12 protein-coding genes are annotated in these 16,032 nt (G+C 36.6%); all 12 read right to left on the reverse strand.

The genetic code is table 11. The annotated features are described in order from the left end of the window. Window positions 1-55: 55 nt before the first annotated feature. The 12 genes from B2107_RS16945 to B2107_RS17000 all read right to left on the reverse strand — a co-directional run bounded on the left by B2107_RS16945 (window position 56) and on the right by B2107_RS17000 (window position 16,027). Entirely contained in the window at window positions 56-1,057 is a 1,002-nt protein-coding gene (locus B2107_RS16945) for a hypothetical protein (protein WP_293956859.1), read from the reverse strand. A gap of 310 nt (window positions 1,058-1,367) precedes the next feature. After that, window positions 1,368-2,231, reverse strand: coding sequence for a DUF4302 domain-containing protein (locus tag B2107_RS16950; protein ID WP_293956860.1), 864 nt, complete (start codon window positions 2,229-2,231; stop codon window positions 1,368-1,370). Window positions 2,232-2,236: 5 nt separating this feature from the next. After that, window positions 2,237-3,151 (reverse strand): zinc-binding metallopeptidase, encoded by a 915-nt coding sequence (locus B2107_RS16955; protein WP_293956861.1) that lies wholly within the window; start codon window positions 3,149-3,151, stop codon window positions 2,237-2,239. A 1-nt stretch (window position 3,152) separates the two neighbouring features. Continuing rightward, window positions 3,153-4,751 carry a RagB/SusD family nutrient uptake outer membrane protein gene (locus B2107_RS16960; RefSeq protein WP_293956862.1) on the reverse strand — a complete coding sequence of 533 codons (1,599 nt, stop codon included), beginning with the start codon at window positions 4,749-4,751 and terminating at the stop codon, window positions 3,153-3,155. Window positions 4,752-4,754: 3 nt separating this feature from the next. Further along, a complete protein-coding gene (locus B2107_RS16965) occupies window positions 4,755-8,405 on the reverse strand; it encodes a SusC/RagA family TonB-linked outer membrane protein (RefSeq protein WP_293956863.1) in 3,651 nt (1,216 codons plus the stop codon). Between the two features lie 186 nt (window positions 8,406-8,591). After that, entirely contained in the window at window positions 8,592-9,686 is a 1,095-nt protein-coding gene (locus B2107_RS16970; protein ID WP_293956864.1) for a FecR family protein, read from the reverse strand. Window positions 9,687-9,789: 103 nt separating this feature from the next. After that, on the reverse strand, window positions 9,790-10,317 hold the full coding sequence (locus tag B2107_RS16975) for an RNA polymerase sigma-70 factor (protein WP_293956865.1): 528 nt from the start codon (window positions 10,315-10,317) through the stop codon (window positions 9,790-9,792). A gap of 446 nt (window positions 10,318-10,763) precedes the next feature. Further along, a complete protein-coding gene (locus tag B2107_RS16980; protein WP_293956866.1) occupies window positions 10,764-11,204 on the reverse strand; it encodes a hypothetical protein in 441 nt (146 codons plus the stop codon). A 155-nt stretch (window positions 11,205-11,359) separates the two neighbouring features. Continuing rightward, the gene (locus B2107_RS16985) at window positions 11,360-11,677 is read right to left on the reverse strand and encodes a hypothetical protein (RefSeq protein WP_293956867.1); all 318 of its coding nucleotides are present in this window, start codon (window positions 11,675-11,677) and stop codon (window positions 11,360-11,362) included. 141 nt (window positions 11,678-11,818) lie between these two features. Then, window positions 11,819-13,069 (reverse strand): DUF4302 domain-containing protein, encoded by a 1,251-nt coding sequence (locus B2107_RS16990; RefSeq protein ID WP_293956868.1) that lies wholly within the window; start codon window positions 13,067-13,069, stop codon window positions 11,819-11,821. Between the two features lie 28 nt (window positions 13,070-13,097). After that, on the reverse strand, window positions 13,098-14,537 hold the full coding sequence (locus B2107_RS16995; RefSeq protein ID WP_293956870.1) for a substrate import-associated zinc metallohydrolase lipoprotein: 1,440 nt from the start codon (window positions 14,535-14,537) through the stop codon (window positions 13,098-13,100). A 23-nt stretch (window positions 14,538-14,560) separates the two neighbouring features. Then, window positions 14,561-16,027 (reverse strand): RagB/SusD family nutrient uptake outer membrane protein, encoded by a 1,467-nt coding sequence (locus B2107_RS17000; protein ID WP_293956871.1) that lies wholly within the window; start codon window positions 16,025-16,027, stop codon window positions 14,561-14,563. Between the last annotated feature and the right edge of the window lie 5 nt (window positions 16,028-16,032).

Below are 16,032 nucleotides of genomic sequence, written 5' to 3' on the forward strand. Positions count from 1 at the left end.
ATTATGTCAAGACATTGATAGAAACAAATGCGTCCATATAATTTTTCATGTCTATCTATTTCATTCGAATAAAAGTACCGTTAACATAATCAAGTTTCTGCGTGTAGTAGTTTGTTTCAGGTCCCGATACCAACATCCCTCCTACCGCACCTAACAGCACGGAAGCCGCAACGACGTTGCTTGCAGAAGCAGTTTCCTTTACAGGCCCGACAAAAATAAAATCGTCATCCTCTTTGATTAACGCATAAAATTGATCTTGACTTAAAATAAAAGGGTTACCATTATACACCACTGCATAATAATCTTTTGCATTTAACTTTTTAAGTTTACCTTTTTCATTTTCTTTAAAGAATCCCAAATATAAATCCCCATCTTTTAATTGTGCAGGCCCACCTGAAGGTTTTTGACGCACAAACTCTTCGTAGGTAAGATAAAGTCCATCTTTATAAGTGGTCGCATTGTATAAAGTCAATTGGCTCTTTTGAATAGAATCGTAATTTTCAATTTCACTTACCGTGTAAGGTTTTGTGGTATCGCCTTCTTTGGTTAACGCATCACTGATCAAATTATTGACGACGTCGCTAGCACGTGCCAAAGTCGCTTTGGTTACATCCATCCCTTTAACGATGATAGCTGTATCAACTCGGGCTAGCTGTAAATATTCTCCATTCGCTCTTTTTGAGAATAAGATTGCTCTAAAATCCAAAAATCCCTTTTCAGAAAAAGCTCCCGTCAATTCGGCAATGCAGAATTTCTCCAACCGCATCAATAATTCGCCGTCAGCTTTATGGCCTGATGTCATTTGTTCTAATTGGTTTTGTAGCTGCTTTTCCAATGATGGCTCAGCCACCAAAAATCTATTTGCGTTGAGCATACCTACTTGTATGACACCGAGGTTATCTTTTATTTCTCGTGCATCGTATAGGCTTATTTTGCCATACTTAGGATGTTCAACAACTTTATTCGGTTTCTTAAATTCGAATGGTCTGCTTTTTTGCTGCGCTTGAATGGCAACAGTTTGTATAAGAAGAATTAATAGGGAAATAATGTATCTCATTATAATTAAATTTCACAAAATAGGTTACATACTAAGTTATGCTATTATTTTCTTTTCTGCAATGCCCATATTTTCTTATCGACCATACACTTTCTCTATATTTTACTATCTCAATCTCTTACGGCAAGTGCAATCATACTATTTTACAAAAGCATAATAGTAAGTTAACTTTGCGTAGATAGCAAGAAGGATTTTAATCGAAAGGTAATAGTGCATACATCTATCATCGGAATGACAAAAACCCTCTCAAAAACATTTGAGAGGGTTATAATTACATAAACTTAAGAAACTATTCTGAATATAATAGATTTTAGCTTTGTGGAACTAATTTGATTGTTCCAGCATCATTGGTAAAGTATCCTTTCGCATAGCTACCTGTTGGTTCTACATACTTCAATTCTCTAAACTTCACTCCATTGACGTCATATTCTGTGTAAAATTCAAGTCCAGTAGGAGTATAACGATAGGCATATGGTTTTGAATTTCCAGCAATCAATAGTGCTCTCTTCGTTGCCGCTGTTGCAAATGTTGCAGGAAAAGATTCATTTCCCACTTCGAATTTATAATTTGAAAAGGCATGGAATTTTGTAAGTGCAGAACGATATGTTGCAACAATTGTGGTAGCCTCTGAAGATTTGATTGGAACCATCACAACCTTATTATACGACTTTCTACCTTCCATAACAATGGAATCAGCTGATGCTTTTGTTACCAAGAAATCATTTTCGCCTTTCATTCCTTCATTAACGGAACCGATTTGCGCCGTTAGGAAACCAGGTAATTGATATGCACTTGATTTATTGAAATACCCTGGCAAAGCAAAATAATGGAAAATACGATTATAGGTGTCGAACGTTAAAATTGGTCCGGCCCCTGGCACCACTGTATAAGTGCTAGTCTGTGCCGCCAAAGTCGTCATATCACCTTCAACAATCACATCTACCGAATTGGTAAATTTTGCAAATAATGTATAACCACCAAATTCAAATGCACTACTGGGATAATATTTAATCATCCAACCATCTTTATTAGCCTGCAACGTTGTATATACATTGGATACACTTGCATTTAAACGATCAGTCGGACTTTCATCAAAGATTCGATCCATTTTCTTTTCACAACTTACGCTCAAAGATAAAATGGCTATTGCGAATATAAATAGTTTTAATTTCATTTTTCTTAATTTAAAGTTGTTTGATCAAACGTACTAAGTTTAGGATAACGGGCAATAATATTAGCCCGTAAAATGTCCATATCTATTCCCCATTCGGATTTCATATAGCTTTTTACAATAGCCAATTTTGATAATATCAATGTCCTTCCCGCTGCTGTCGAATTTTCAACATTCAACATCGCATCAAAATCAGCCTGACTTCGTGTAACATAGAATGAATACAGTTCAGCAAAATCTTCCGTATCAGCCTTAGATGCATATGGTGATATAAAACCTGCTGCTATAGCGGAGCCAATTCCGACTGTATTATTAGGGTATTTTGTATTCCACTCGTCTTCAATATAGTTACTTCCCGAAATTTCTCTAAAATTGCTCGGATAGGGTTTATTTTGATTTAAAATATGTTGAAATTCATGGTGTACTGTCTTAAAGAATCCGTTAGTCAAAAACTGGGAGTTTTTACCAGTAGTTTCATTCAGCTCCAATAAATTGTACAGTGAAACTTTTGTGCCGGATTCAGCTGTACCTAGTATAATGACACCGTTTGTTTGTACTGGTACAGAACCTGTATAAGTAATGATCTTTGGAAAATTACTTCTTAAAAACTGTGTACTTCCTGTTACTTCACTATACGGATCCATTACCAAAAACAACATTAGTTTTGACAAACGAATAGAAGCATCATAAGGAGCTGGCACCAATCGATAAGTCATATTGGATTCGTTGTCATTATATTTATAAAGTATTTGTACGTTATAAGGCTTCGTATAGTTGTTGTATAAATAGTTGTCTAAAGCATTTTTCGGGATCTCTGAATCCACAAAAACACTTTTCGAATCCAACTTATCCTCTTTATTACAGCCTGAAAACATCACGCTAAAGGATAATAATATTGATATTAATAGGGTATTGTTTTTCATATTATCTAGGATTAGGAGTTAAACCTGCATTAATAACATCTTGCGGCAACTGGATAGCACGTCTTTTATCACGCTTAGTAAGTACATTATCTGTAACAGTATATGTTAAATTACCTTTATACACGGCCGGTGCCTCCCTTCTTGTAATTTCTATTCCGTAACGTTTCACATCAAACCATCGCATACCAGTTTGTAGAAATTGTAGGCGTTTTAAAGATAACACCGCATGAAGCATATTTTCCTGTGTGCCTGCCTCAACTGAAAACTCTGGATTTAACTTTTTCTTTGGGGTAGGTGCTGTAGGCGTAAAATAATTGAATGAGTTTGCCCAAGAATTAATTGATGCTTCACTTATCTTGAGAGGATTATTAATCGTATTATTGTCGATATGAATTTGCATATCGCTAATTGCTGCGCTATAATTCTTTAAGTGAATATTGGCTTCCGCCCGATTAAGAAGGGCTTCCTCCGATACAATTGGTGCAAATACCCCTTTTGTGTAACCGATTCCAGCAACTTGATCAGTGTATTCAAACATACGCGCTACATGTGGAAAAATAACCTTATTTGTTGTTGTACTAGAGTATACCGTTGCCTTAATTCTATAATCTGTAGTGACCTCGGCCTGCCCAAAAGGTTGCTTGGCAAATACAGTTTCTGTCATAGCGATACTGCCACCATGCGCTAACCTATTGTTTGTAGAATAATTTCCAAACGTTTGCCCCATGGAAGAAGATGCGGTAGCAATCAGAAAATTTGCTTTAACAGAACTCGCATTGTACTCGCGCGTAAAGTTTGCATAAGTCGCTGAGAAAGTAGCTATTGTCTTATAATCTCGTAACGTAATTGCTGGGTTTTCACCTAAAGCTAATGTCGCATACTCTACTGCTTTCGTCCAATCTTCCATAAACAAAGCAACACGAGATGCGAATGTATAAGCGGCTGCACGATTAAAATGATATTTTGCTACACTTGAATTCGCGTACGAAGCATCATTAATCAATGGCAACCCTTCTTCCACATCTTTTTTAATATAATCGTAAACCTCTGCAACAGTATTACGCTCATACTTAGGGTTTAAAGTAGTTTCCCCCTTTGTCATATAAGTTATACCAAGGTCAGCCGTCGCATGTGTCTTTGAATAATTCTGAGCAAAAACATTGACAAGTATCCAATGATTATAGGCTCTAGCCAACAATGCCTCCCCTCTCTGTGCACTGAGACTAGCAGGATTTCCTTGTTCTTCAATTGCCTGTAAGGCAGCATTGGCACTGGCTATTGAACTATAGCATGCACCCCAGATGCGCTCAATGCCGTCGTTATTCGTCTCCGATATATCCTGCCATTTATAGATTTCTTCTATAAATCTTGGATAGTTTAAATATACCGGACCAACATCATCTACATTGTCTGAAGACAACTCAGTTACAACAACGTAAGCGCTGCTAGGATAAGCCCCTACAAGCATTTTACCTATTTTGTCTGTGGTATTCAACTCGGCTCTATTATCTGGCAATTCATCAAGGTACTTTTTACATGACGATAGGCCCATCGCCGTTAAACCGGCAAAAATCAGTATATATGATAGTCTATTTTTCATATGCTAAAATCCCATTTTTAAGGTTAATGTATATTGTTTTGCAATTGGTAAAGCTACACCGCCAGAATTAACAAATTCTGGATCCTGTCCATTTAGACGCTTATCTGCATAAATCAACCATGGATTCACCATATTGAAACGTACACCTAGATTAGACATCTTTAAGGACTTAACAATATGTTTCGGTAATTCATAAGCTAATGATATGTCCTTCAAGCGAATAAAATCACCTTTTGCAACAGTCTCTGTAGAATAGTTGTAGGCATTGTACGCATACCGATACTGACTGTTATTTCGAATAAAACGAGAATCCAAAATGACAGGTATATTGGTGAGCGCTTCTTCACCAGGAACTGTCCAGGCATCTGCAAACTCTCTCGGCATGGCATCTAGATCTGTGTAGCCTGTTTTATACGCAGGATCCAATCGTACGACATTTCCAAAAGAATAGGTAAGAAATATATTCAGTTTAAAATTTTTGTAAGAGAATACGTTTCCAAAGCTACCCATATCTGTTGGTTCAGTAGGACCTTCATACTTTAAGAACCCAATATTATTCCTATCCTGAAAATAGACACCTGTAGTTGTTTCAGCGCCATCGATGTAATTATAAAGTGGTAATCCGTTTTCAATAACACGGTTGAAAGGAATAGAGAATAAGGGGCGTACCGGATAACCTTCTACACCGTATCCACCTAGCGCAATTAAATCAGAAACTCTGCTGTTATTTTCCAATGAAGTAATTCTATTCTTCGCCTTTGAATAGATGAAATTCGATACCCAAGAGAAATGCTCCTTTTTCAATATTGTAGCAGATAAACTAAACTCAATACCATTAGATTCCATATTTGCCACGTTACCGTACTTCAAGATTTCTCCTCCTAATCCCTGGGTATTGACTATGCCTATAAGATCGTAATTTTTACGTTTATAATAATCCACATCTATGGCGATACGATTTCGGAACAAACCAATTGAAGTACCAATATTGAGTTCGTGCTTTTTCTCATAGGTCAACTCAGAGTTTTCAAGATCCGAAATAGAAAGACCAGTTTCTTTATCAGCTGTACTTGGTCTCCATGGATTATAACTTTGAATGATAATTTTCGAATTGGTTACAAAGTCTGGCCCTCTATCAGCAGTCAAACTATAGGAACCTTTAAAACTAAGGTTTGAAAAAGGCGTCTCCAAGTTTTTAAAGAAATCCTCTTCCATTACATTCCACATACCCGATACATTCCATGTAGGCATCCAACGCGCAGATGTTGTACGTCCTAAGCGATTTGTACCTTCATAACGAAATGTTCCGTTAACAGTATAGCGGTTGTCAAATGTATAATTTGCTGTACTATAAAAAGCAACCTGTCTATTTCGCGCAGGGGCCACATCACCGTTCTTTTTACGATCTATAGAATAGTAATCAGCATTTTCTTCTTGATTTTTCTTAAATAAGGTGTAATCAATATATGGAATCTCTCCTAGATCATATTGCAAGCCCCAACCTCTAAACCAGTTTTGATTACGATTTACAGAATTAGATTCGGCTCCCGCAAATACATATAACTTATGGATATCATTGAATGTCTTATCATAAGCTGCAGTAAAGCGCAAATCACGGGTAAACATCTTGTTGTCTGTACGATTATATATACCTCCAGCAGGCAACACAGAAACCGGAACAGCATAAGGATTACTTGGATCAGTATATAAGAAAGGATTTGCATCACGAATAAATGTTGTTGGCATCCATCGGTAAGCTAATGCCTGATTCGAATGATCCTTGATATAATGCTGCTGCGAAGTTTGTTGATAGCGTGTTGCAGCTAATAACCCTAGTTCAAGTGCTTTAATGGGCTTCCACTTTAATTCTCCCTGGAATTTTATATCAGCAGCATTGATATCCATGTAATTGTTGTCTAACTCATGTAGGATATTAAATGGAGCATAATTCCGTGTATAGAACTCGTTAGGATCAAGGGTACGAGAATTCCTTAATGCATAGGTATATGGGTTGATATCAAAGTCTCGCTTAATTTCCATCGAGACCCGATCCACTGATGAACTTATCGTACCTGGTGCTCTTTGATCCCTATAAGAACCATTTGTTCTTAAATCCAATTTTAGGTTATCGAACAAATTATAGGATGCATTAAACATCCCGGTATAGCGCTTCACATCCGATTTGCGCGTCCAGCCATTATCAAAAACACCACTTATAGAGGTATAATATTGTGCTCTATCTGTACCAGAAGAAAGGCTGACCGAGTGATTTTGCATGATTGTCCGGCTGAACAACTGTTTAAACCAGTCTGTATTACGGTATTCAGCTTGTCTTAGGTAGGCGTTTTTTGCCTCCTGTGTATTTTCTAACTGCCCCGCTTTGATCAACTGATACATTTTCCCATACACTCCTGATTCGGACCTATTTGCCACATCGGACATTGTAAGCCATCCTCTCTGTTCAAGTATTTGATAGAAAGCCATTTGCTCTTGCGAGTTCATGATATTAAAATTATTATAAGAAGGAATAGCTCTGGATGTAAACTCTCCTACATAGTTTGCAGAATTTCTACCGGCAATTCCTTTTTTTGTTGTAATAACAATAACACCACCCATCGCCCGAGCACCGTAAATGGATGTCGCTGAACCGTCCTTAAGAACGGTGAAAGACTCGATGTCGTTCGCATTCAATCCAGCTACGGCAGAACTGATCAACGTCAATGCATCTCCGGAAGAAAGATCATCCGATGAAACATTCGCCACATCCTCTATTATGATTCCATCGACTACCCAAAGTGGTTTTGAACTACCATAAATCGAGGTCGCCCCACGAACTCTGATTTTTGGTGCTGATCCAAATGTTCCAGTTGTGTTCTGTACTGATACACCGGCAACACGGCCTTCCAAAGCTCTCGAAGGGTCAGGAAGTCCTCCTAGTTCAATATCTTTCATATTGACTTTAGCGGTAGCACCTGTAAAAGTTCTCTTGTCGATCCTAGCTCCAAGACCTGTCACAACAACCTCATCGATCTGCTTCTCATTAGAATTTAGTATAATGGCAACTACACTTCTATTATTGACTTCAACCTCAGTATTGCTAAATCCAACATAACGAACAACTAATGTTGAATTTCCGCCTGCGTTTATCTTAAAATGTCCATTTGCATCAGTTTGGGTAGAAATGGAGGTACCTTTAACCGTAATTGTAGCACCGGCCAAAGGATTCCCGTTAGCATTTTTAACGGTTCCAGTGACAGACTGTTGCATATTCTCTGAAACTTCGCTCTTTTCGTTACTGTTTACGGAAATTGTATTTGCTATAATCTTATACTCGATATTTTTATCTCTTAGTATCGAGTTCAACGCCTCTTCGACAGACGCATTTTTTAGGTCGACTGTAATACGAGATTTAGCGTTTAGGTTTTCGCTATAGAGAACGCGTAAGTTGGATTGTTTAGAGATCGCAGAAAGCGCCTCCTCAATCCGTGCATTCCTCATTTTCAATGTAACTTTTTGTGCTGTTCCTTTTGCATGGACACCTGTTACAAATGCGAATAAAAGGCATGTACTAATTTTCATAATACGTAAGGGTTTGCAAAACCGATGGTCTTGAGGTAACAAGGACCAGGCTTTGCTTAATGGTAAGTTATTCATACATTTACATTTTGTGGTTAATTAGGTAATTAATAGTTCACTTTAAAAAGTTATGAGCCCTTTGATCACATTTCTGAACAGGGATGCGCCAACATTCCTGTTCTCTTTTTGGGGGCATTTTAATGATTCGGTAGTAAAGTTATATCATAAGCCTTGGCAAATTAATTTTATGTCTATTTAAACAATTTAAATTTTATTCTCGATAATCAACTCTTTTCCACGAATCTCAAATTTAAGATCACTGACGTAAGAGAGCATTTCCAATACCTGTGACAGTTTTACATCTCGCTGTATGCTGCCGCTGTATTCTTTATTAAGTTTAACATTACCTCTAAATTTCACCTCTAGATCGTACCAACGGGAAAGTTGATGGGCAATATTTACTATGGTTTCCTTTTTAAAATAAAACTCATTATTATGCCAAGCTAAATCTTGCAATATATCAGCTTTTCCTTTTATCAGGTTATTTTTCGAAAGCGAGGCAAATTCTCCAGGATTTAATTCAAGCTTATTATCCTTCTGTATTACTTCAACCTTTCCTTCAACTAATGTTGCGCGAATGTCATCGTGATAAGCAAAAACGTTAAAGTGAGTTCCCAAAACCTTAATTTCACCAGCTTTTGATTCAACGAAAAAAGGTTTGCTAGGATTATGTGCCACTTCAAAATAGGCTTCGCCTTCTAAACGTACTCTCCTCTCATTTGCTGAGAATTGTGCTGGAAATGTTAGATTAGACTGCGCATTCACCCAAACTTTAGTACCATCACTCAATGTAATTTTATAAAAACTAGCCCGCGGAACAATTAAAGAATTCAGGGAAGATTCGAGCTTATTTTTGCCATTTTTAACAATCAATTCTGCAGCATTCCATACAAAAGTTTTATCGCTATTGTAACCATTCGGTTTAGTATTGTTTAGCCTAACTTCTTTGCCATCTGCCATACGTAAAACAGCTCCACTTTTCGCCGGCGCTACATCTTGACTTAGGTTTAGAGCCGAAATGCTGCTACCATCATTATCTTTTCTTTCCATTTGGCTATACCATAGATAGAAGAAACTAGATAATAGCACCAGTGAGGCAGCAATACCAATAAACCATTTATTGTACGATCTATTATTTTTGTTACTTAGTCTATCCCATGCTTTACTTGCATCTAACTGCCCAACAATAGCTAGATCTTGTTCAATATTCTTCGCTTTTTGAAATGAGTCCAAAAGCCGTCTATTATGGTCACTAGCTTGTAGCCATTCTTCAAATTGATTTTTCTCCTCTTCGGTCAACTGACCATATAGAAATTTTTGAAGCAGACGGGAGATATGTCCTGAGTTTTCCATCATTTTGTAGAATAAAGAAACTTAAGACAGGTAAAAGGGTGACAAGAACTTAAATATTTTTTAACAAAAATATAATAAACGGCAAAAACTCAGGATTTAGTCGTTTTAAAAGCATTTTCATACCGCGTTGTTTTTGAGTTTTTACGGTATTAACACTAATTTTCAGTTCCTCGGTTATTTCAAGATTTGATAAACCTTCCAAATATCCAAGACGAAACACCTGTTGACATGACGAAGGCATTTGTTCGATAATTTTATAAATTTCTTGAATAACCTCACTATGAATCATATTTAATTCGAGGGCGATATTATCCTCTTCCGTAAAACCGACTACATTCCAATATTTTTGCCGCACTTTCTCATGACGAATATGATTATAGCATGCAAAACGGACAGCACTATACAAATAGTTTTTTATAGCAATATCATTATCACTGACCTGTTCTGTATTTTTAAAGTAAGCGATGAAGGAATCTTGCACCAGATCTTCCGCGACAGCTAAATCTCCGACAATTTTCCAGGCAAAGTGGCAAAGCCCATTATAGTGTGTTTTAAATAATATTTCTTCCTTCTGCATAGTTAGATATCTTCCAAACTACAAATCGTACTTCATAGTGGAAATTTTAGGACATATAAGTACATCTGATCAGGATGCTTAATAATTGCGTCGTAAAAATGCTTAATATTTTTTATTTTCTGCAAAAAAAAGTTAGCAAGGAAAAATTGAAACCATATTTTGTCCATGTAAATCTAAAAAAACAGATCAAAAAAATAAAAGCTAATTGCCTTAGGGGAAGTAAAACGGAAAAAATAGAGCAGTTTATAAAATGAGATCGTTCCCGAGGCTAGAGTTGTAATTGTAACAAGACACTTCCCGCTTATCTATATCCAACGGATATCCCATTAATTATCTACAATTTTCTATATATAACAATAAATTAGTAGTAAGCTAGTACGATAGAAGACACGAAATTCGGATAAAAGGACCGAAATAGTATAATAAAGTATGCTCAAAACTATAGACTATTTACCTTGTACAACATCTATATTCGGTGTAATCTGTTTTAGTTCATTTATAAATTCGGTAGCATTTTCTGGATCAACAAATACGTGGTCAACCACATTATAACGTAAGACCATTCCTCTTCTGTAAGGTTTTAAAACTGTAAAGCCCATTGATCCAAACCAGTCAACCTTATTTGTTTCTAATTTGTGTATAGATCTAATATCTATCGATCTTACACCAGAGATCGTCTTAATGAAAAGATGGTGACCTTCAATCCAATAGCGTTTAAAAAAAAATGTAAAATACCAGATTGATAGACATATGCCAAACAAGAGTAATGTGCCGATATAGAGTCCTTTTTCAAGTCGCTCAAATAACAATATTCCAATAAATATGATCACGACTATTCCCCAAACGTAGCTTCCAAAATTTATATGCGTTTTAAAGACTTTTTTCATTGCTAATAGTTTTTTAATGGATCAATTATTTTAATTTCTGACAGCTAAATGCTAGCAAGTTCACCAAAGGCAGAATTTCAGGCCCAATCAAATCGGGGGAAATGCTACAAACAAAAAAAACAATCGTTCCAAAACTAATTAACCCAAAACTTTATTTACACCAAAGAATCTCCAACCAACACTAAGATAATAGTCGCTGAAGAATAAAGAATACTCATGATCCAATCAGCATTATACATTTTCTTGAAAACAAGAAAAAAAAGCGATATCATCCAAATCAATAAGACCATCATCATCAATGGAATGGTAAAAAGTTCAACAATAAAAGAAATAATTATATTGATCCAATCTGGAAGATATTGATGTGTAGAATAATGTGCAATCAACAAGGCGGTGAATAGTAGTCCAATCTGTGAAAGAAGGCGGACCAACTTTGGTAAATTATCGCCGTTTATTATTTTTTTCCGATACATGATTCAAATCTATTAATTAGTTTTAACAGCTATTATTTATTCTTCCCTAGGTCATTCAAAAGGAGATACACAAAATATGTATCTCCTTTTCATACTAAAATTTTCTTACACAGATTTCAAACTATTTTGAAAAATTATTGACTACTGTCCGAAGCTAATCCATTTTCGCGCATCTGATACAGTTACTAAATCATATTGTCCTAGCGCTGTTTCGATAACATATAATCCTTTTGGATCCGTAAAATCGAGTGCTGTTTGTAAAATTATATTTCTATAAGCTGCTGGAATGGTTCCCAAAGCTCCTACATACTGATACTTAATAAGCCCCGTTTGTAAGTCAATCGTACTAGCAATGGCAGTACCAAAATATAACGAATTGCCTTGAGCATATCCAAGCAAATCATAACCGGGACCATAATCCAACCAGGCAATTCTTCTGTTCATTCCTGTACCTAAGGACACACTATTGTCATTTAAATAATCTTCTTGACCATCTTTAACCCAAGCCGAAAAGGAAATTTGGCGATCAGATCTCCAAAAACGCGTTACTGCTGTCTTATCATAATTCATTGGCGTAATAGACTCAGTAATCTTCAGATTTAAAGCCCCAGAACTTGCCGACAAAAAGCCAGAAGGATCATACTTCACATTTGAAAGGCTTACAATGCTATCCGCACCAATCACTATTGGATTAAAAAATTTAACTTCATTTTTGACGACATAAAAATTACTTCCCACATTATCACCGGTCTCTGCAGAAATAAAATTGATACGTTTATTTCCTACATCAATCTTAGCTTCATAATTCTTCCCTCCGATTTCAGTACGTTTAAAATAGGTATGTATCTGAGACAGTTTACCTTGCATGGAACTCGTATTGTTATAGGTTGATTCCAAATCATCTTTTGATTCTGCCCGAATCAAAATCAGTTTACTTTTATTGAAAGTACCCTCCAAGAGAATTTTATCTTTGGTAGCTGAAATTAGTGCAAATTCAAAATCTGCTTTATAACCAGTTCCGACCCCTCCTCCTAACACATTGGGATTGGGATCAGAAAGCTCATGTAATATTGAATAGGTATCGAACAGCAAAGTCGGACGTTGCAATGCTTTAAGTCTATATGAGCTTTCTTCCTCATCGGCCCCATATTCAGCAGTCATTACAACCCGATTTTTGTCATTAAATTTCATCGTAAAATCTACAGCTATATCAATATTAGTTAGAAGATAGGCTTTCCAACCATATGGAGCACTAGCAAGCGTAGATTGATACTGAGCGAGACTATCCGCCAATCTGACGTCAACATCATCCAGAACTGGCGAAGTTTTATCTTTCTGACAGCTGGAGAATGCGACAATAAATGATATATAAAATAATAAGTACTTTTTCATCTTGTTCTAATTTGCGTTTTTTCTTTTACTACAAGGTTCCAAAAACATAAGACGTCGGATCATTTTTATTGATTAACCCACCAAAGATTCCTTTTGACTGTGGAATAATATCATCTATCCATCGCATTGTAAAAGTCTGATTAGAAAAATAATTAACAATCGGCAAGACCGAAGCTTCTATTGCTCTTGCATTTGCATTCGTTGGTTGTGGATTCGTATAAGTCAATTTTAAATCTCCATCTGTTTTTGTAATTGTATAATTAAAATCAGCATTATAACCTGCGCCAACGGCAACCGTCGGATCCATAAAATTCACACGGAGGATTACTCTATTTGCAGTACTAAAAATTAAGGAAATATTATCCACATATAGCCCCATATTTGCTTGCAACGTTGCATTAGAAGTATTGAATGCTGTCAAAAATTTAGCGGATAAACCCGATAATTTCTGAGGATTCACGGCAATCGTACCATAAGTTTTTTGAGGTCCTAATAGTTCGCTCAATGCTGCTGTTGGGGAATTAGCCTCTATAGCCTCTTGCGTTTTAATTTGTAGATCAGATAACGTAATTCCCCATTCATTTTTCATGTAAGTGGTTACGATCGCTTTCTTTTTTAAAAGTTTATTTCTCGCATCGGTATTTTGCTCATAAATACCTTTACCATTTCGTTTAATATATTGCCCTTCATAAACAAATAAGTTATTGACGATATTATTATAATAAGCGTCTCCGCCTTCAAGTAGTGTAGATAAGGTTTCAACAAAATCATCATCTTTGTTGGATCTGGCATACGGCGTCACAAAACCCTTACCCCAAAAATCGGCTTCATACATAATCTTATCCAAAGCTGCCGTACTACTATAAGCCCCTCTAAAAATATTGAACCAAGTAGCGGTATAGTCGGAAGGAGTTATCCTTTGGTAGTCAGGCGTTACAGCAATATTCTGGTTAAGGACATGTCCAAATTCATGGTGCATTGTATGCAATATTTGTCTTACCGCAGGCTTGTTATCTGGATCAAATGTATTCAGGTCCAGCAAAACAATTTTCCGCCCAGCTTCCGCAGTACCCAGCGTAATGGTTCCGTTACTATTATAAGAAGGGCTTCCAGCTAGAAAAAACTGCTTTTGAGTGTACTTTTTCATGAAATTCTCCCCCTTAACCGCCACATAAGGATCAATCCAAGTTTTCTTAATAATATCCATCACTGGAATGACCAACCCCTCTTGCACTGGAATTACATTCTTATAAATCTCTGGTAATTCGGATCGATCCCATTTATATTTTACCTCAATATTATAGGGTGTGGTGAAGTTTTTACTTATCCAGTCATCGACTTCAGTTTTAGCCCAAGTATCTCCCCCTAACCCAACTATATCCGACTTCAGCGTGTCTTTATCACTACATCCGAAAATCATCGAAGACACAAGCAGCAGAAAAAATATATTTTTAAAATTCTTTTTCATAATTCTATTTTTAAAAGTTAACATTACCTAGGGTTGGCTTCAAGTCCGGCCGCAATGGCATCCTGAGGTATTTGTATCACCCTTCTTGGATCATCTGCACCCAATGTAATTTTAGTCTTGCCGTTCGCACTAACATGTTCAATCGGAATTTTCAACCGGATAATATCAAACCAGCGGAGGCCTTCATGCATAAATTCCATTCGTTTAAAAGTTAGAATAGAAGCTACTAAAGCATCTTTATCTGATAAATTCGGATAAAAGTTTTTTGCTTTTTCTAAAGAAAACTTATCATTCGCGGCAGAATAATTCACAATACGTTTCGAAAGGTACTTATCGAGATCAATGGTAGTTTGCGTGCTATTTCCTAGCATCGCATTTGCTTCTGCTCTGTTGAACAAAACCTCTTCAGAAGTAAGCAATGGCACCATATTATATGGGTCTCCAATAGTTGCATTAATGGATTCTTTTACAAAATGCTCTTTGAATTTGGGAATATTGTAGACCATCTCCGTTCCTCCAAAAATTTTGGTTGCCATCGCTAATTGTTTCCCACTTGGATTATTAGCTGGACTAAATATGCCCAACAAACTAGAACTCAAACCGTAATTATAACCAGCATAGCTTCTTCCCCACGCGCTCTGAGATTCTTGGAGTAAAATATTAGCTGGCTCAATCGAATTGGTATAAATAGCTTGCAATTCGTAATATCCCAATGAATTATATGTTGTGTTCCAAGGACGTAAATCCTCTACTACCGTCGAGCCTGGGTATACAGCATCTGCATGTTCAACAACCTTTGCATAATCTTTTTTGAATAAGTAAAAACGAGTGGCAAAAGCATGAGCAGCCTGAGTCGTGAAATGGTATTTCGGAACTACATATTTATTGTTTTTAATCAATGGAAGACCTTCTATCAGATCTTTTTCGATATTTTCATAAACACTAGCAACTGTACCACGCGCATAACTTCCTTCGACAACTTTTTGCGGAAGTGTCACATAGGGTATACCGAGATCCGTTTTAGCAGTCGCTGGATCGTATGCTTTCGCAAAGAATGTCACCAGCATAAAATGAGCATAAGCTCGTGCGACCAAGGCTTCGCCTCTGCTTGCAGCATATTCTTCCGTATTACCAGCTTTATCTATTGCCTCAAGTGCATAATTTGCTGCTGATATAGCTTTATAACAAGCATTCCAATAATATGGGGGAGTATCTATAGCATCTGGATCTACCTGATCCACGTAATTCCAAGCAGATGAATTGGGTAATTCTCGTGCCGTTCCACCTTTATCCCCGGCATTATCGCTCATCGATTCTGCCATAGTAATATAATTACCATGCGGGTATGCATTTGCTAATAATTCTGCTACTTTAACAGCATTATTTAGTTCAGTACGATCGTCGGGCTGATGTTCCAAAAATTTATTGCAACTAGTTGCAACAAATAAGCTAGACAACGCCATATATAGAATTAAGTTTCTTCTTTTCATTTTAA

It is taken from the genome of Sphingobacterium sp. UBA7855 (assembly GCA_002500745.1).
GTDB lineage: Bacteria > Bacteroidota > Bacteroidia > Sphingobacteriales > Sphingobacteriaceae > Sphingobacterium.